Source organism: Pseudomonas lactis (genome assembly GCF_001439845.1).
In the GTDB taxonomy this organism is placed as follows: domain Bacteria; phylum Pseudomonadota; class Gammaproteobacteria; order Pseudomonadales; family Pseudomonadaceae; genus Aquipseudomonas; species Aquipseudomonas lactis.
Window position 1 is genome coordinate 107,104 of the sequence record NZ_JYLO01000005.1, and the last position, 17,297, is coordinate 124,400.

At 61.1% G+C, this 17,297-nt stretch carries 16 protein-coding genes; 9 read left to right on the forward strand and 7 right to left on the reverse strand.

What is annotated here, in order from left to right:
* Positions 1-99: 99 nt before the first annotated feature.
* Positions 100-741 carry an HD domain-containing protein gene (locus TX24_RS09415; protein WP_057710218.1) on the reverse strand — a complete coding sequence of 214 codons (642 nt, stop codon included), beginning with the start codon at positions 739-741 and terminating at the stop codon, positions 100-102.
* A 248-nt stretch (positions 742-989) separates the two neighbouring features.
* Here TX24_RS09415 and TX24_RS09425 point away from each other — a divergent pair, with 248 nt between their 5' ends.
* Entirely contained in the window at positions 990-1,955 is a 966-nt protein-coding gene (locus TX24_RS09425) for a GlxA family transcriptional regulator (protein WP_003195232.1), read from the forward strand.
* 116 nt (positions 1,956-2,071) lie between these two features.
* Here TX24_RS09425 and TX24_RS09430 read toward each other — a convergent pair whose 3' ends face one another.
* Positions 2,072-4,426, reverse strand: coding sequence for a penicillin acylase family protein (locus tag TX24_RS09430; RefSeq protein WP_057710220.1), 2,355 nt, complete (start codon positions 4,424-4,426; stop codon positions 2,072-2,074).
* Positions 4,427-4,452: 26 nt separating this feature from the next.
* Positions 4,453-5,028: a DUF6436 domain-containing protein gene (locus TX24_RS09435; protein ID WP_003195228.1), complete on the reverse strand. Its 576-nt coding sequence runs from the start codon at positions 5,026-5,028 to the stop codon at positions 4,453-4,455.
* A 98-nt stretch (positions 5,029-5,126) separates the two neighbouring features.
* Between TX24_RS09435 and bipL the strand changes: the two genes are divergently transcribed.
* Positions 5,127-6,068 carry a phospholipase BipL gene (bipL, locus tag TX24_RS09440; protein ID WP_057710315.1) on the forward strand — a complete coding sequence of 314 codons (942 nt, stop codon included), beginning with the start codon at positions 5,127-5,129 and terminating at the stop codon, positions 6,066-6,068.
* Between the two features lie 86 nt (positions 6,069-6,154).
* Here bipL and TX24_RS09445 read toward each other — a convergent pair whose 3' ends face one another.
* The gene (locus tag TX24_RS09445; protein WP_003195224.1) at positions 6,155-6,907 is read right to left on the reverse strand and encodes a DUF2059 domain-containing protein; all 753 of its coding nucleotides are present in this window, start codon (positions 6,905-6,907) and stop codon (positions 6,155-6,157) included.
* Positions 6,908-7,038: 131 nt separating this feature from the next.
* Here TX24_RS09445 and TX24_RS09450 point away from each other — a divergent pair, with 131 nt between their 5' ends.
* Complete coding sequence (locus TX24_RS09450; RefSeq protein WP_057710221.1) at positions 7,039-7,671, forward strand: 2OG-Fe(II) oxygenase; 633 nt, start codon at positions 7,039-7,041, stop codon at positions 7,669-7,671.
* Positions 7,672-7,673: 2 nt separating this feature from the next.
* A complete protein-coding gene (locus TX24_RS09455) occupies positions 7,674-8,156 on the forward strand; it encodes a 2-thiouracil desulfurase family protein (protein WP_057710222.1) in 483 nt (160 codons plus the stop codon).
* Positions 8,157-8,265: 109 nt separating this feature from the next.
* Here TX24_RS09455 and TX24_RS09460 read toward each other — a convergent pair whose 3' ends face one another.
* Positions 8,266-8,739 (reverse strand): transporter substrate-binding domain-containing protein, encoded by a 474-nt coding sequence (locus TX24_RS09460; protein ID WP_057710223.1) that lies wholly within the window; start codon positions 8,737-8,739, stop codon positions 8,266-8,268.
* Positions 8,740-8,873: 134 nt separating this feature from the next.
* On the opposite strand from TX24_RS09460, the gene TX24_RS09465 reads away from it, so the two are divergent.
* The gene (locus TX24_RS09465; RefSeq protein WP_003195216.1) at positions 8,874-9,314 is read left to right on the forward strand and encodes a DUF4399 domain-containing protein; all 441 of its coding nucleotides are present in this window, start codon (positions 8,874-8,876) and stop codon (positions 9,312-9,314) included.
* 135 nt (positions 9,315-9,449) lie between these two features.
* Here the strand turns inward: TX24_RS09465 and serA are convergent, their stop codons facing one another.
* Positions 9,450-10,679: a phosphoglycerate dehydrogenase gene (gene serA, locus TX24_RS09470; RefSeq protein ID WP_003195214.1), complete on the reverse strand. Its 1,230-nt coding sequence runs from the start codon at positions 10,677-10,679 to the stop codon at positions 9,450-9,452.
* 205 nt (positions 10,680-10,884) lie between these two features.
* Here serA and TX24_RS09475 point away from each other — a divergent pair, with 205 nt between their 5' ends.
* From TX24_RS09475 to TX24_RS09490, 4 genes are all read left to right on the forward strand, one after another.
* Positions 10,885-12,279 carry an FAD-binding oxidoreductase gene (locus TX24_RS09475; protein WP_057710224.1) on the forward strand — a complete coding sequence of 465 codons (1,395 nt, stop codon included), beginning with the start codon at positions 10,885-10,887 and terminating at the stop codon, positions 12,277-12,279.
* A gap of 22 nt (positions 12,280-12,301) precedes the next feature.
* Positions 12,302-12,967, forward strand: a complete 666-nt coding sequence (locus TX24_RS09480; protein WP_034134009.1) for a fumarylacetoacetate hydrolase family protein — start codon at positions 12,302-12,304, stop codon at positions 12,965-12,967.
* Between the two features lie 247 nt (positions 12,968-13,214).
* Positions 13,215-14,138, forward strand: a complete 924-nt coding sequence (locus TX24_RS09485) for an SdiA-regulated domain-containing protein (RefSeq protein ID WP_003195207.1) — start codon at positions 13,215-13,217, stop codon at positions 14,136-14,138.
* A gap of 121 nt (positions 14,139-14,259) precedes the next feature.
* Positions 14,260-15,168 (forward strand): SdiA-regulated domain-containing protein, encoded by a 909-nt coding sequence (locus tag TX24_RS09490; RefSeq protein WP_057710225.1) that lies wholly within the window; start codon positions 14,260-14,262, stop codon positions 15,166-15,168.
* Here the strand turns inward: TX24_RS09490 and TX24_RS09495 are convergent, their stop codons facing one another.
* Positions 15,169-17,115 carry an autotransporter domain-containing protein gene (locus TX24_RS09495; RefSeq protein ID WP_057710226.1) on the reverse strand — a complete coding sequence of 649 codons (1,947 nt, stop codon included), beginning with the start codon at positions 17,113-17,115 and terminating at the stop codon, positions 15,169-15,171.
* Positions 17,116-17,297 lie beyond the last annotated feature (182 nt).

A 17,297-nucleotide genomic window follows, 5' to 3' on the forward strand; every position in this document is an offset into this window, starting at 1 on the left:
GCGATTGCGGTGTATCAGTCACTTATAAGATGCTGACCCACCGCCATCGCAGGCAAGCCAGCTCCCACAGTAGTTTTGCGGTGCTTATAAAATCGGGTTTCAGTCAGCCCACGGCGATGTGCGGATCACCTGCACAAAATTCATCGGCTTGAACCCAGGTTCCTGGTCCACCAGCACATCGGTCTTCACGTTGCCAAACGTGGTCTGCGGGCGATGGCGCAAGCCGTCGGCGAACGCGCAGATGATGCACTCCTTGAACCCTTCACCCCGTGGATGCGCATGCACCACCGCTTCGCGCTCCACGCTGCTGAAGGCGGCGTAGTCCATGCCCAGCACGTCCATCTCCACTCCAGCGGTCACCAACGCCACCGTGGGGCGCAGGTGTTTCGGCACGCCCGGCGTGGTGTGCAGGGCGATGGACAACCACACTTGTTCAATATCGTCATCGCTCAACCCATAAGGCTTGAGGAACGCGGCGGCGGCGTTGGCGCCGTCCACTTCGAAACGCTCGTCGTCACTGCGGTGGCCTTCCACCAGGCCCAGGTCATGGAACATCGCGCCGACGTAGAGCAACTCCGGGTTGTAGGCCAACTGCTTGCGCTCACCGCTCAAGGCGCCGAACAGGAAGACCCGACGCGAATGGTGGTAGAGCAGGTCCGATTCGACGTCGCGGATGTATTCGGTGGTGGCCCGGGCCAAGGCGCTGTCAGGAATCTGGATACCGGCTATGGTGGTGCTCATGGTGGATCTCCTCTGGAAAGATTCCAGTCTGGTCCCATGACCCTGAAGCGGCTATCGCCACAGGGAGGCGATCCCGGCCAATGTGCCGCCACATCGTGCCAAGCATGTAGGCGATCCCCTGTGGGAGCTGGCTTGCCTGCGATAGCATCACCTCGGTGTACCTGAGGTACCGAGTCGTCTGCATCGCAGGCAAGCCAGCTCCCACAAGGGGGTCGCGTTTATCCAGTTGGAAAAAGGTGTTTGTGACCATGGGCAAAACCGTCGCCATCCTGATCTTCCCCGGTGTTCAGTCGCTGGACGTGACCGGGCCGATGGATGTGTTCTGCGAGGCCAACCGCTTCCTGGCGCCCGAGGCTCACTATCGGCTGGAAGTGCTCGGCTTCGGCCACGGCGCCATGGCGGCCTCCAACGGTTTGTCATTGCAGGCGCACAAGCACTACAGCGAAGCTCGGCAACCCTACGACCTGCTGCTGGTCGCCGGTGGCCCGCAGTTACCCTTCGACGATTTCGGCCCCGAGTTTGACGCCTGGCTGCGCACTGCCGCCGCTAAGGCACAGCGCTTCGGCTCGATCTGCAACGGCGCCTTTATGCTGGCCCGTGCGGGCCTGCTGGACGGTAAGACCGTCACTACCCACTGGAACGACGCCGCCAGCCTGGCGCGCCTGTGCCCCTCGGCCCAGGTCGAAGCCGACCGTCTCTATGTGCAGGATGGCAAGCTCTACACCTCCGCCGGGGTCACGGCAGGTATCGACCTGTCGTTGTATCTGCTGGCCCAGGATCACGGCCCGGAAGTCGCGCTGAGCGTGGCCAAGCGCCTGGTGGTGTTCACCCAGCGCTCGGGCGGGCAATCGCAGTTCAGCCCGTTCCTAACCCCCCATGCCGAAACCACCTCGGCGGTGGCGCTGGTGCAGCTGTACGTGTTGGCCAACCTGACGGGAGACCTGACCATTGCCGACCTGGCCAAGGCGGCCAATATGAGTGCACGTAATTTCTCCCGGGTGTTTGCCCGTGAAGCGCGGATTACGCCGGCGGAGTTTGTCGAGAGGGCGCGTGTGGATGCGGCGCGGGTGATGCTTGAAAGCAGCCATGCACCGCTTAAAACCGTGGCCTATCAATGTGGCTTTCGCGACGCCCAGCACATGCGCAGTGTGTTCAACCGCCGGCTGGGCGTCACGCCGCAACAGTTCAGGCTTAACTTTGCGGCGCCGGTTTGAGCGATGATCGTTCCCACGCTCTGCGTGGTAACGCCTCTTGGGACGCTCTGCGTCCCCGCTTTAAGGGCGGACGCGGAGCGTCTACGGCTGCATTCCCACGCGGAGCGTGGGAACGATCATCGGGCGGGCAGCAGTTTCAAGGTGCCGCGGGTATTGGCCGTCACTTCCTCATCACTGAAGTGCGCCTGCTCGTACCTTCCCTCGATATAGCTCTGCGCCTGGTCGCCATAGTGCGTATCAAACGGCACACCGCTTTGCCCCACCGGGTTGATGGTGAGGGCGTGGGTCGGGTCGGCGAAGTCGATCAGGCGCCGTGTCGACGGGCCGTAGGTCACCGGCCACGGTGCCGGGCCAATCAGCGCGGTCTGGTTGTTCGGAACCTCATGGCTGCCCGGCGCCGGGAACGGGCCGACGTTGAAAATTTTATCCAGCGGCTTTTGCAGGCCCAGCGGGTGGCCGTGGGTCAGGGTGTGCGCCTTGCCCCACTGCCATTGCGCCGGGTCATCGCCGAACGTCGCCTTGAGGTGGGCCAGGCTGTTGTCCCAGGCGAGCTTGACGGTATCGGCGCGGTTGCCGTTCCACCAGGGCGAGTCTGCCGATGCGGCCAGGCGGGGCAATGCGGCGTCGATCACGCGGGTGCCGAGCAAGGTCTTGAACAAGGCATCGCCGAGTTTGGGATGAAAGGTCGCGTCGCTGAGGTTGAACAGCAACTGGTTGAACAGCGTGGCGCTGGTGGAGTCCAGCGGGTAGTCACCCTTCCAGTTGGCAAGCTGTTCCACCAATTTGAGTTGCGCCGGGTCCTTGACCACCTCGCGCAGCACCGGCAACAGCGGCGCCAGCAGGCGCGTGCCGTAGGCGGTGGTGGTGCCCAGTTGCAGGGCCTGGCTGTTGGTCACATCCCACTTCACGCTTTTGTCGCTCAACTGCACGTTCAACTGCTGGCCACGATCCGCCAGGTTGTAATAGCCGGGGATCGGCATGCCGGTGGGCGATGCTGGCTGGGCATTGGCGGACACCACATAGCCGCGCGGCGGGTTTTCTTCCTGGGGGTTGGCACTGAAGGGGTAGAAACCCAGCTTGTCGGCCTGGGCGGTACTGCCGTCGAGGATGAACGCCGGGTTGACGCCGGCCGGGCGGATCGGCAACTGCGCCGCCGCCCACCAGCCGATATCGCCCTTGGCGTTTGCCCACACGATGTTCAGGCCCGGCGCCGAGACCTTCGCGGCCGCGGCACGCGCCTTGGCCAGGGTATCGGCACGGTTGAGCTGATAGAAACCATCGAGGATCGGGTTTTCGCTGTCGAGGAACGCCCACCACATGGCAATCGGTGTGCTGCCGGCGTTCTCACCGAGCACATCGTTGATGATCGGGCCGTGGGGCGAGCGGCGCAGGGTGAGGGTCACCGGCGCCTGGCCCTTGACCTGGATCTGCTGCTCGCTGCTGCTCATGTCCACCCATTGGTCGTGATACCAGACCTGGTTGGGGTTGTTTGGGTTGACCTTCTCGGCGACCAGGTCGAGGTCGTCGTTCTGGAACATGGTCAGGCTCCAGCCGAAGTCCAGGTTGTGCCCCAGGAACGCCACCGGTACCAGCGCGTTGTGGTAGCCGTATAGCTCGAAGCCTGGCGCCGACAGTTGCGCCTCGTACCAGACCGAAGGCACCGAAAAACGGATATGAGGGTCACCCGCCAGCAACGGCTTGCCACTTTGGGTATGGCTGCCGCTGACGGCCCAGGCATTGCTGCCTTCGAACTGCGGCAGGCCGTTGTCGGCCAGGGCCTGTTCGCTCAGGGCGGCGATAGCGCCAAGGGTCTGCCAATCGCTGGCCGCCAGGTTGAGTGCGCCCTTGGGTTGCCAGTCGAGATCGAAGACCTTCAAGTAGTCGCTGCCCAGCCGGTCACGCACATAGGTCAGCACCGGCTCGGTGCGAAAGGCCGCGGCAAAGCTGTAGGCCATGTACCCGGCGACGCTGATGCTGTCTTCGGCGGTAAACGGGCGCTTGGCGATGCCCAGCACATCGAACTCCATGGGGCTGGTGTGGCTGTCCTGATACTGATTGATCCCGTCCAGGTAGGCTTGCAGGGCCTTGGACGAGGCTGAGCCAGGGTCCATATGCTCCACATAGCTTAAGGCACGCTCGCGGATGCGCAGGCTGCGAAACAGCTTATCGGTGTCCAGCAGCTTGGGCCCCAGCACCTCGGCCAGTTCGCCACGGGCCAGGCGCCGCATGATCTCCATCTGGAACAGGCGGTCCTGGGCGTGCACATAGCCCAGGGCGCGGTACAGGTCGGCTTCGTTCTCGGCGCGGATATGCGGTACGCCACGGTCGTCGTAACGCACCGTGACCGAGCCTTGCAGGTGCGCCAGCGTCACCGTGCCCTGGCGCGTAGGTTGTTTGCTGTAGACGTACCAACCGGCGCCCAGGGCGACCAGCACAATCAGCACCGCAAAAACCTGCAAGACGCGCTTCATGAACATTCCTTACCAAAGTGGACGGGCTACAGATCCTTAGGCCACGAACAATAGCAGCCTACCGCGAGGGTGTGAGTGGCATTCACGTCGCGTCCGGTTCCAAGGGCCTTGAGAATTGGCTCGATAAAACTGTTGCTGGCGTTGCAGGTCAGGCCTTCGCTATAGGGGCCGAAATACGCCAGCTTGCCGGTGCGGTCCCAAATGCCCACGGCCGGGCTGGCGGGTATCTGGTCGGCGCCGGCCAGGGCATCAAGGACTTTCAGGTGGCGCAGGTTCTCGGGCAACTGGCCGTGGCTGCCGGGTTTTTGCAGGGCATAGAACTCCACCCCCTGGGGCGCGTACTGCTCGATCAACTCGCCCAGGTGTTGCTGGTTACCGACATTGCACGGGCAGGCCGGGTCCCAGAAGTGCACCAGACGAATCGGGCCAGGGCCGCTGAGGGCGGCGGGCAGTTGCAGCGCATCGCCGGAAAATACCGCGGTGTGTTCGCTGAAGGCGCGCAGGTAGCGGCCCTGGAACCAGTCATAGGCCGCCCACAGTACCCCGGCGCAAATAACCAGGATCACGCTGGCGAACAGGGCGTTACGGTAGGGCGGTCGCATTGGATGTATCCTCGCAGGTCGCGTAGCTTGCCATGCTTGTCCTGACAGATGAATATCGCAGCTCGATATTCATCTTCACCGCAAGTCTGGAAGCCTTTATGCCCGTCACCTTTGACCCTGATCATCTGCGCGAAAGCTTGCGCCCCCTGGTGGATGCGCAGCCGCTGTCAGCCGAGGCGAGGGTTTACCAGCGTTTCTACGGGCTCGACCTGGCCGCACGCCAGGTGCCGGCGGTGAGCCGCCTGGGGCGTTTTGAGGTGGATGGGTTTGAGGTGGTGGCCCAGGTCTGGTGGCCGCCGGCGCCGGTGGCGACGATGTTCCTGTTTCACGGTTTCTACGATCACATGGGGCTGTATCGCCATGTGGTGGATTGGGCGCTGGACCAGGGCTTCGTGGTGATCGCCTGCGACCTGCCGGGCCATGGCTTGTCCAGCGGCGTGCGCGCCAGCATCGATGACTTTGCGGTGTACCAGAGCGTGGTGCAGGCGTTGTTCGTCGAGGCCAAGGCTTTGCAATTGCCGCAACCCTGGCACCTGTTCGGGCAAAGCACCGGCGGCGCCATCGTGGTGGACCACCTGCTCAACCACGGCGCCCAAAGCCCGGCCCAGGGCAAGACCTTCCTGCTGTCGCCGTTGGTGCGGCCGCGTGCCTGGGGTTGGTCGCAGGTCAGCTATTACCTGCTGCGCCCCTTCGTCAAAGGCATCGCCCGGCGTTTCAGCGATAACTCCAACGACCCGGCGTTCAAGCCGTTCCTGGAAGCCGACCCGCTACAGCCTCGCCAACTGCCTACCGCCTGGGTGGGGTCGCTGGCGCGCTGGATCAAACGCATCGAAGCCGCACCCCGCAGCCCCCGGCGCCCGGTGATCGTGCAGGGTGAGGAAGATATGACGGTGGACTGGCAGCACAATATGCAGGTGTTGCGGGGTAAGTTCGATCAGCCTGAGGTGTTGATGCTCAAGCAGGGTCGGCATCACTTGGCCAATGAAATTCCGCAGATTCGCTATGAGTACTTCAGTTTTCTCACAAGCCACCTGAAATAACGCAATCCAAATGTGGGAGCTGGCTTGCCTGCGATAGCGGTGTAACTGACAGATCGCAATCGCAGGCAAGCCAGCTCCCACAGGGTTTACTGCGTCAGGCTTGAGGTGCTCTGGCCAACGGCAAGCCCTGCGCGAATGGCGGCAAGGGCAGCCTGGTAATACGCCTTGCCCTCCGGCGACTCGGCAAAGGTGGCGAACTCTTCCAGCTCCGGGTCGGACAAATCCCGATAGACATACAGCAAGGTATTGTTCAAATCCTTGTCGATCTGCTGCATCAGCCGCTCGCGCTGGCCATTCAACATGCCTTGTGCCTGGCCACCGCCTAGCAAGCCGGGGATCATCTGGCTCAAGCTGTCGGCCGCCACGCCCGCAATCGCCAGGCTGACCTCGGCACCGGCCTCGCGGGCAGGCAGGGCCTGGGCCAGGTGGCCGATGATCAGGCTGCGGGTGGCATCGGCTTCGAGTTTGGGCAGGCCCTGGGCGTTTTTCGCCAATTGGTCGCGGCGCGTGGCCAGCAACTCGGCGGCGACAATCTTGCGGCCCAGGGGCGATTGGAAAAACGCCAGGGCAGGTTTCGGGTCGGGCAAGTGCTTGCGCAGTTGCGCCTCGGCACGCTGGTCCATGGCCTGGGCGGCAAAGCGTTTATTGCTGTTGTCCACCAGCGCCTGGTACACCACTGGCGGCAGGCTATTGCGGTAGCGCTGCTGGGCGGCACTGAGGGCGTCATTGAAGTGCGCACGTTGTTCGGCCCAGCCGGCGACCTTATACAACTGGTCATGGCCGTCTGCCCAGGCGGGCAAAACGCAGAACATCAACACAGAAAAAAACAAACGACGCATAAGGACTCCTGTCAGTCGGCCACTATTGTCCGTGTCGGGCGTAGGATTTGTCGAGAAGTCCTATCAGTCACCTGACTAAAGTGTATTCGGACGCTCAACGGCGCTGTCGGATTTTCAGGCGTATGGATACTATGCGCGCCATGCAAATACCCCTCGATCACCCGCTGCTGCAACGCATCGTCGACGACCTGGCCGAAAAAGGCTGGTCGCAGCAAAATGGCTTCCTGCCCCAGGCTCTGACCCTGGAGCTGGCGGCTGAGTGCCGTAAACGTGCGGCGCAGGGTGAATTGGCGCCCGCAGCGGTAGGGCGTGGGCCGGCCCAGGAGATTCGCGAAGGCATTCGCGGTGACCATATCCAGTGGCTGGAGGAGGGTGACGCGCCTATCTGCGACACCTATATGGGCGTGATGGACGGCCTGCGCCTGGCGATGAATCGCAGCCTGTTCCTGGGCCTGGAAGATTTCGAAAGCCACTTTGCGATGTACCCGCCGGGGGCGTTTTACCTCAAGCATGTAGACCGTTTTCGCGACGACGACCGGCGCATGGTCTCGGCGGTGATTTACTTGAACGACGCCTGGCTGCCCGAGCATGGCGGCCAACTGCGCATGTACCTCAAGGGCGGCGTCGAGTATGACGTGGTGCCTGCCGGGGGTTGCCTGGTGGTATTCCTGTCGGGCGAGGTGCCCCACGAAGTCCTGCCCGCTACGCGTGAACGCCTGTCCTTGACGGGCTGGTTTCGCCGGCGGGGCAACGAGCCGTTTTAAACATGGAAAAGATTCTGGTCAGCCGCTGCCTGCTCGGGCACAAAGTGCGTTATGACGGCGGGGCCAGCGGCCCGTTCGACCAACTGGCAGCGTGGCAAGCTGAAGGTCGCGTGGTTGCCATCTGCCCGGAAGTGGCGGGCGGCTTGCCCACACCGCGGTCATCGGCCGAAATCCCAGGCGGGCAGGGCATCGACGTGTGGGAAGGCCGCGCCCAGGTGCTGACGGCCGAGGGCGAAGACTTCACCAGCGCCTTTCTCGACGGTGCCCGCCAGGCCTTGGCGCTGGTGCAACGCCATCACATCCGCATCGCCATTCTCAAGGCCAACAGCCCATCCTGCGGCAACCTGTTGACCTATGACGGCACCTTCAGTGGGGTGAAGGTCAGTGGCGAAGGCGTCACGGCGGCGCTGCTCAAACGCCATGGTGTGCAGGTGTTCAGTGAGTTGGAGTTGCCACAGGCGGCGATTGCCCTCACGCAGCTTTAAGAAGTTTAAACAGATCAAGTGTGGGAGCTGGCTTGCCTGCGATAGCGGTGTATCAGCACCTTATGTGTAACTGACAGACCGCTATCGCAGGCAAGCCAGCTCCCACATTTTATTGCACCTTGAGCCATTTCTGCGCCAGCGCCTTCAACCGGCCATCGTCCTTAACCCGCTTCAACGCCCCGTTCAAACTGGTCTTGAACGCCGGGTTGCCCTTCTGGAACGGGATCGCCAATGCCGGCTTCTGGTGGTAAGGCTCACTGAAATCGAAACGATCCTCAAGCTCGGCAGTCATAGACATATGGTTAATGGCCACGTCGTACTTGCCGGTTTCCACACCGGACAGCAGGTCCGCGTTATCGGTGGTAATAAACGAGGAGCGCACCTCCATCTCCTTGGCCAGCAGTTCACCCAGCTCCACTTCAAAGCCGGCGAGTTTGTCGCCCTCTTTGAAATTGTACGGCGGGGTGTTGGCTTCCAGGGCGATGCGCAGTTCACCGCGATCGTTAACGTCGTCAATCAGTTCGGCATGAGCCAAGGGGCTCAGAAGAGGAAGCAACAGCAACAGGCCAGGCGAAAAGCGCATGGTCACTCCTAAAGAATTCGTACAGGCGAGGCGCCGTTCAGCAACGTTTTGTTATGGTGTCGGGTGCCTTGGACCGCAATTTATCGCGAAGTTGTCATAACCCTACAGATTTCACCGAAAAACTGGAGAAGCGAATGAAAGCCCTTTTGTCCCGTGCAACGATTGCCAGCCTTTTGCTGGGTACCTCGATGTTGGCCAGCGCCGCAGACCTTCCGCGTACACCTGCACCTGAAGGCGCGGAAGTGTTTATCGTCTCGCCGAAAGATGGCGCCACCGTTGATAAAACCTTCACCGTCAAATTCGGCGTCAAGAAGCTGGACCTGGAGCCGATCGACAAGCAAGTGCCTAACGCCGGTCACCACCACCTGCTGGTAGACCAGGAAGTGGGGGCGCTCAACGCTAACGAGGCGATCCCGGCCACGCCTACCTCGATTCACTTCGGCAAGGCGCAAACCGAAACCGAGCTGACCCTGACGCCAGGCAAGCACACCCTGCAACTGGTGGCCGGCGACAACGTGCATCGCCAGTTCGAACCCACTGTTGCATCGAAAGTGATCACTGTTAACGTCAAATAAAAAACGGGAGCCCTTTGCGGGGCTCCCGTTTTTTATTGGTAGGAGCGAGCTTGCTCGCGAAAATCCCAAGGGCGCCGCGTTTAATCAGGTTAAACGCGTCATCGTTGACGTTCTTCGCGAGCAAGCTCGCTCCTACTAGAACAACACGCGGCTACGAATCGTGCCGTTGATGTGCTGCAGCTTCTCTTGCGCCAGGTCCGAGTACTCGGCGTCGACGTCGATCACCACGTAGCCGACCTTCTCGTTGGTCTGCAGGAACTGACCGGAGATGTTGATGCCGTTTTCCGCGAAGACCTTGTTGATCTCCATCATCACGCCAGGGATGTTCTGGTGGATGTGCAGCAGGCGGTGCTTGCCCGGGTGAGCTGGCAGGGCCACTTCCGGGAAGTTGACCGACGATACCGAGGTACCGTTGTCGCTGTACTTGACCAGCTTTTCCGAGACTTCCAGGCCGATATTGGCTTGGGCTTCAGCGGTGGAGCCGCCGATATGCGGGGTCAGGATCACGTTGTCCAGGCCACGCAGCGGGCTTTCGAAGATGTCATCGTTGGAGCGTGGCTCCACCGGGAACACGTCGATGGCAGCGCCGATCAGGTGCTTGTCCTTGATCGCGTCGGCCAGGGCGTCCAGTTCGACCACGGTGCCGCGTGCGGCGTTGATCAGGATCCCGCCTTTCTTGATGGCGCGGATTTCCTTCTCGCCGATCATCCACTGAGTCTCGGCCGTTTCCGGAACGTGCAGGGTGACGATGTCGGACATGCCCAGCAGCTCGGTCAGGCTGGCCACTTGGGTGGCGTTGCCCAATGGCAGCTTGGTCAGGGTGTCGTAGAAGAACACCTGCATGCCCAGGCCTTCAGCCAATACCGACAATTGCGTGCCGATCGAACCGTAACCGACGATACCCAGCTTCTTGCCGCGGATTTCGAAGGAGTTGGCCGCGCTCTTGATCCAGCCGCCACGGTGGCAGGAAGCGTTCTTCTCAGGGATACCGCGCAGCAGCAGGATGGCCTCGGCCAGCACCAGCTCCGCAACGGAACGGGTGTTGGAGTACGGTGCGTTGAACACCGCGATGCCGCGCTCGCGCGCTGCATTGAGGTCGACCTGGTTGGTGCCGATGCAGAAACAGCCGACAGCCACGAGTTTCTTGGCGTGGTCGAAGATCTCTTCGGTCAGCTGAGTGCGGGAGCGAATGCCGATAAAGTGCGCGTCGGCGATCTTTTCCTTGAGCTGGGCTTCCGGCAGAGAACTGGTGATGTACTCAATGCTGGTGTACCCGGCGGCTTTCAGAACGTCGACAGCCGATGGGTGGACGCCTTCCAGAAGAAGGAACTTGATCTTGCTCTTATCGAGAGAAGTCTTGCTCATCTGCGTAAACCTGTATCCCGGAGAAAAATGGCAGGGAATCGGATCGCTTAAGCTGACCCGGACGGCAGGAAAGCCGTCACCGCAGAAACGCCCTTTGGGTCTGTCCTGCGGGGGCGGTATGCTAGCATACGCACCCCGCTAAACACCTATTCCTGCGACGTGAAGCGTTCTCAGGATGACCATGAATTGTTCGAGAGTTCTGTCGATGACCCATCCTGCCCTGATTGATGAGCTAAAGACCCTGGTTGAGCCCGGCAAAGTGCTGACCGATGCCGACTCCCTGGAGGCTTACGGCAAGGATTGGACCAAGCACTTCGCCCCCGCACCCACCGCCATCGTGTTCCCCAAGACCACCGAGCAGGTGCAGGCCATCGTACGCTGGGCCAATGAACACAAGGTGGCGCTGGTGCCATCGGGTGGGCGCACCGGCCTGTCGGCGGCTGCCGTGGCCGCCAATGGCGAAGTGGTGGTGTCGTTCGACTATATGAACCAGATCCTCGACGTGAACCTCACCGACCGCACCGCCGTGTGCCAGCCGGGTGTGGTCACCAAGCAGTTGCAGAACGTCGCTGAAGAAAACGGCCTGTATTACCCGGTGGACTTCGCCTCGTCCGGTTCCAGCCAGATTGGCGGCAATATCGGCACCAATGCCGGCGGGATCAAAGTAATTCGCTATGGTATGACCCGCAACTGGGTGGCCGGCATGAAGGTCGTCACTGGCAAAGGCGATGTGCTGGAGCTGAACCGCGACCTGATCAAGAATGCCACCGGCTACGACATGCGCCAGCTGTTTATCGGTGCCGAGGGCACCTTGGGCTTTGTGGTCGAAGCCACCATGCGCCTGGACCGTGCGCCAAAAAACCTCACCGCAATGGTGCTCGGCACGACTGATTTCGATTCGATCATGCCGGTGCTGCACGCCTTCCAGAGCAAGCTGGACCTGACCGCCTTCGAGTTCTTCTCCGACAAGGCCCTGGCCAAAGTCCTCGGCCGTGGCGATGTGCCGGCGCCGTTCGAAACCGAGTGCCCGTTCTACGCCCTGCTGGAATTCGAAGCCACCACCGAAGAAGTCGCCAACCACGCCCTGGAAACCTTCGAACATTGTGTGGAACAGGGCTGGGTGCTGGATGGCGTGATGAGCCAGAGCGAAACCCAGCTGCACAACCTGTGGAAGCTGCGTGAATACATCTCCGAAACCATTTCCCACTGGACGCCGTACAAGAACGACATCTCGGTGACCGTTTCGAAAGTGCCGGCCTTCCTGAGCGAAATTGACGAGATCGTCGGCGAACACTACCCGGACTTCGAAATTGTCTGGTTCGGCCATATCGGCGACGGCAACCTGCACCTGAACATCCTCAAGCCGGAAAACCTGAGCAAGGATGAGTTTTTCGCCAAGTGCGCCACCGTGAACAAGTGGGTATTCGAGACCGTCGCCAAGTACAACGGCTCGATCTCCGCCGAGCACGGCGTGGGCATGACCAAGCGCGATTACCTGACCTACAGCCGTTCACCGGTTGAAATCGAATACATGAAGGCCGTCAAAGCCGTGTTCGACCCTAACGGGATCATGAACCCCGGCAAGATCTTCGCTGTTTAACCGCACCTGAAGGAGTCGTTCCATGAGCTACCAGCACAAGTATGTCGACGGCACCAACATCCACTTCCCGGTGGGTAAAGTGGTGTGCATCGGGCGTAACTACGCCGAACACGCCAAGGAACTGGACAACCCGGTGCCCACCGAGCCGCTGCTGTTCATCAAGCCGGGCAGCTGCGTGGTGCCGTTGGAAGGCGGTTTTGCCATACCGACCGAACGCGGTTCGGTGCACTACGAAGCGGAAATCGCCGTGTTGATCGGCAAGCCTTTGTCCGCCAAGCCGAGCCGGGAAGAAGTGCTGGACGCCATCTCCGGCTTCGCCCCGGCCCTGGACCTGACCCTGCGTGACAAGCAGGCCGAGCTCAAAGCCAAGGGCCTGCCGTGGGAAATTGCCAAGTCGTTCGATGGCGCAGCGGTGATTGCGCCCTTCGTGGTCAGCAGTACCTTTGCGGACATGGCCGATATCGGCATTCGCCTGAGCATCAACGGCGAAGTGCGCCAGGACGGCAACAGCGCGCAGATGCTCAACCCGATTGTGCCGATGATCCAGTACATGGCGGGTTGCTTCTCCCTGCAAGCGGGCGACGTGATCCTGACCGGCACCCCGGCGGGCGTTGGCCCGTTGAATGTGGGGGATGAAGTGGTGCTTGAGCTGGCGGGTGTGAATCGCTTCGAAAGCGTTGTGCGCTAAGTAGCAGGCAAACTGCGATCAAACTGTGGGAGCGGGCTTGCTCGCGAATGCGCAGTGTCAGTCAATGCATCAACGACTGGACCACCGCATTCGCGAGCAAGCCCGCTCCCACATTGGCTCTTCATTACATCCTGAATCCTTGCTTTTGCATTTTTTTCACACGCCATCCGGATAATTCCCTGCTCTTGCGCGCGGGTCCTTGAATCCTGTGCTATCCCCTACAGCTCACTTTCCGGAAAAGCGCTCAATGGTCGTGCCTCTGCCCACTTCGAAAACCTCGCTCCGCTCACGCTTGTCCATGCGCTGGTATTCCTGGGTATTTTTGGCCGGTGCCATTTTGTATGGCATCGCCTGGGCCATGCACTGGGACGATCGCGGCCTGCTGTGGGTGCTGGAACGTTTCGAGAGTTCGGCCGAGCGCCGCGAAAGTGTGTGGCTGCCCGACTATCACGCGGTGATCGACGCCAAGTTGCTGCCCGGTATGGAGAAGGACGAGGCATCAGACCTGTCTTACAACCCCCAGACCAAAACCCTGTTTTCGGTGATGGGCAAGAACCCCTTCCTGGTCGAGCTGAGCCTGCAAGGCGATGTGTTGCGCAAAATGCCGCTCAACGGCTGGAACAATCCGGAAGGCGTGGCGGTGATGGAAAACGGCTTGATGGCCGTGGTCGATGAGCGCGATCACAGCCTCACCGTGGTCAAGGTGGACGCCAGCACCACCGCGCTGAACAAAGCCGATTTCCCCAGCCATGACCTGGGCCCGTCCAAAGACCAGAACAAAGCCTTTGAAGCCGTCACCTGGGACAAGCGTAACCAGCAACTGGTGCTGGGCGAAGAGCGCCCGCCGGCCTTGTTCACCTGGAAAAGCGATGGCAACACCCTGACCGGCGACAAGCAGAAACTGGCCAGCACCGAACTGGATGTGCGTAACCTCTCGGCTTTGTCCATCGACCCACGTACCGGGCATTTGCTGGTGCTGTCGGCCGATTCCCACCTGCTGCTGGAGCTGGATGAAACGGGCGAGCAAGTCAGCTTCATGACCTTGCTTGGCGGCTTCAATGGCCTGAAAGACACGATCCCACGTGCCGAAGGCGTGACCATGGACGAGAGCGGCAACCTGTACATGGTCAGTGAGCCAAACCTGTTCTATCGCTTTGAAAAGCAGAAATAACTGACGGATTACGTCAGACTTTTCTTTATAAACGTCATTCGCCAGACAGTCCGGTGCGTTTAAGTTTAAATTCAGGTGACCTTGATATCTATTCGCCAGTTTTTTCTCTGAGCCCGCCCCGATGCGTCGACTTGCCCGCCCCAAACCTGCTGTTTTTATCTTGCTATTGCTCGCCTTGGTCGCTGCCGGGCTGGTGGCACAGCAGTTCCGTCTGTTCGAACGCGCCTGGTTCAACTGGCGGGTGTGGTACCAGCCTGCGGATGAGCGCGCCATTGGCCTGGCGGACTACCGTGTCACCCTCGAAGGCCAGGTGATCGAAGGGCTCGACGACGATGTCTCGGCCCTGACCTACGACCCCGTGCGCAAAAGCCTGTTTACCGTCACCAATAAAAACGCCGAACTGGTCGAGTTGTCGCTGGAGGGCAAGATCCTGCGGCGCATTCCCCTGGTGGGCTTTGGCGATGCCGAAGCGGTGGAATTTATCAGCGACAACATCTACGTCATCAGCGATGAGCGCCAGCAGCGCTTGATCAAAGTGCATGTGGACGAAGACACCACATTCCTCGACGCCGCCGATGCGGAGCAAATGACCCTGGGCGTGCACGTCGGCGGCAACAAGGGCTTTGAAGGGTTGGCCTACGATTCGGTGGGCAAGCGCTTGTTCGTGGCCAAGGAACGCGACCCCATGCTGATCTACGAGGTGCACGGGTTTCCCCATTTCAAGCCGGAAAAAACCTATTCGGTGCATGTGATCAACAACCCCAAGCGCGATGCCGGGCTGTTTGTGCGCGACCTGTCGAGCTTGCAATACGACGAGCGCAGCGGCCATCTGTTGGCGCTGTCGGATGAGTCGTTCCTGGTCTTGGAGCTGGATATTGATGGTCGCCCTCTAAGCAGTCTGTCGTTGCTTAAAGGGCGCCATGGCCTGAGCAAGCGCGTGCCCCAGGCCGAAGGGATCGCCATGGATGACGACGGCACGCTGTACATGGTCAGCGAGCCCAACCTGTTTTACGTGTTCAAGAAACCCTGATCAGAACATCCACTGCACACCCAGCGAATAACCGGTCTGGCTGCCTTCAGCATGCCCGAGGCGGCCATTGACCTCGGCAAACACGCCCAACTGTGGGGTGATCGCCAGTTGGCTGCCGAGTTGTGCACGAGCAAAGCTCTTATCCACTGAGCCCAGCCTGGCGGTGCGGGCCTGGCCATCGGCGCGTGCGGTAAGCTGCAAGTCGTCCAGGCGGCCATCGGCCAATTCCTTTACCCAGGCGATGTCGCCGTAGGGCATCAGGTTCAGACCATAGGGCAGGGCAACAGCGCCGCGTACGCGCCAGCCGAGGCTGGCTTCCAGGGAGTCGAAAGACTGCTCTTCGTACTCCAGGGCTGTGCGCAGGTTCTGCTTTTCGTGGAGCTTGTCGATACGGTAATGGCTGTAGTCCAGGCCGGCGAACGGCCCGCTCTTGATCGCGCCAAAGTCAAAGTCATAGCCACCCAGCACCCGTGCGCCCAGCGCCAGGGCGTCGGTGTCGCCCGTCAGTTGCTGGTTGAGCAGGATCGGCCCGCCATTGGCCTGGATGACCAGGTTGCGCTTGGAATCGAAGCGCGTGTGGCCCACGCTCAGGTCACCGGCCAGCCAGCTTGGCCCACCATCGTTGAGCAGTGCATAGACGGCTGCCTGCCAGGTGTCGCTGTCGAGCTTGCCGCGATGCTCCAGTTTGTCGCGCCCATTGAGGTAGCTGAGGCTGGCGCCGATATTCAGGCTTGAAGTCAGTTGGTAGTCGCCGAGAGCATGCAGGCCCAGGCGCCGGGCTTCGGGGTTGGGGGCGCTGTCGAAGCCGCTGTCCGGGTTGTATTCGCCATCCACGCCGATCTCGCCATCAAAGCTGCCCACCTCGCGGCTGGCCGCTTGCAGGGTCAGCCAGCGGCGATCATGCAGGCGTACCAGGGCCTGATGCTGGCGTTGCAGGTTGTCTTGCATATTGCGCGCAACGGCACCGCCGGAAGCGGTCGAGGCCATCAGGTCGGCGTTGGTCAGTTCCAGCACCAGGCGGCTGAGCAGGCGTGAATAGTCACGCAGGCGCTGGTCGATGCGCGCCTGGCCGAATGCATCGGTCAGCACGGCTTTGTTGTCTTCGGTGGGGTCGTGCCAGGTCGAGCCGCCGGGGATTTTCGGGTTGTCGGTCTGGGTGTAGCCGTCCAGGTCGCCCAGTTCCCAGTTGGTGGCCTCTATATAAAGGATCGGGATATTCAGCGGTTCGAACGCTTCACCATCGCTGCAGCAGCCAGTGCCCTTCGGGTACTGCGGGTCGAGGCCGGGGTTGCTGAACAGTGGGATGTTCAACTCCTTGGCGATCTGGAAGGTGTGCTCGCGCAAGGAGGCCAAGGCCGGGTTGGCGGTGCTGTTCTGGCCGGCGTGGGCATACATCATGTCACCGGTGATCAGGCTGTCGAGGTTGATCATCGCGAGCATGTTGGCGCGCTGGCTGGCGCTGAGTGAGTCGACAAAGGCCCGCGAGCCACGCAGGCCTTCTTCTTCGGCGCCGAAGCCAACGATTTGCAGGCCATTTTCCAGTGACAGGCCGCCGAGGTTCTTCGCCACCTCAGTCAACACGCTGGCGCCGGAACCGTTGTCATCCAGGCCTTGTAGGGTCGGGCGGCCGAAGTAGGTATCGAAATGCGCGCCAATCACCACGTACTGGGCCTTGGTGCCAGCGGCAGAGGCCACCACGTTTTGCGAAGCCCGGCTGCCGTTGTTCCAGGTGAAATCCTGGCGGCTGATGTTATAGGCCGTGCCCATCTGGCTCTGCATCCAGTCGGCTGCCCCGGCAAAATTGGCCGTGCCGCGATAACGGCCAGGGTAATCGTTGATCAGCTTTTCCAGGGTGGTGTTGGCGTGCTGGCCGTAATCGTACGCCTGGCTATGGGTGGGCAACAGGGCACCGGCAACGCTGATGGCGAGGGCTAGAGGCTTTATCACAAGGTCTTCCTTGAGGTGAGGGGGACGTTCAAGCCCAGACCCTTTGCACAATGCGCGCCTCATTCCCTGGGCGGCTGCAAATTGGCGCATTGTTAAACGCGTGGGTCGCGTGGCTGTAATTTGTAACGGATTGGATACCAGGCGGGGCAGGGGATGCCGTGACAGAGCGCACGGTTTTGGCG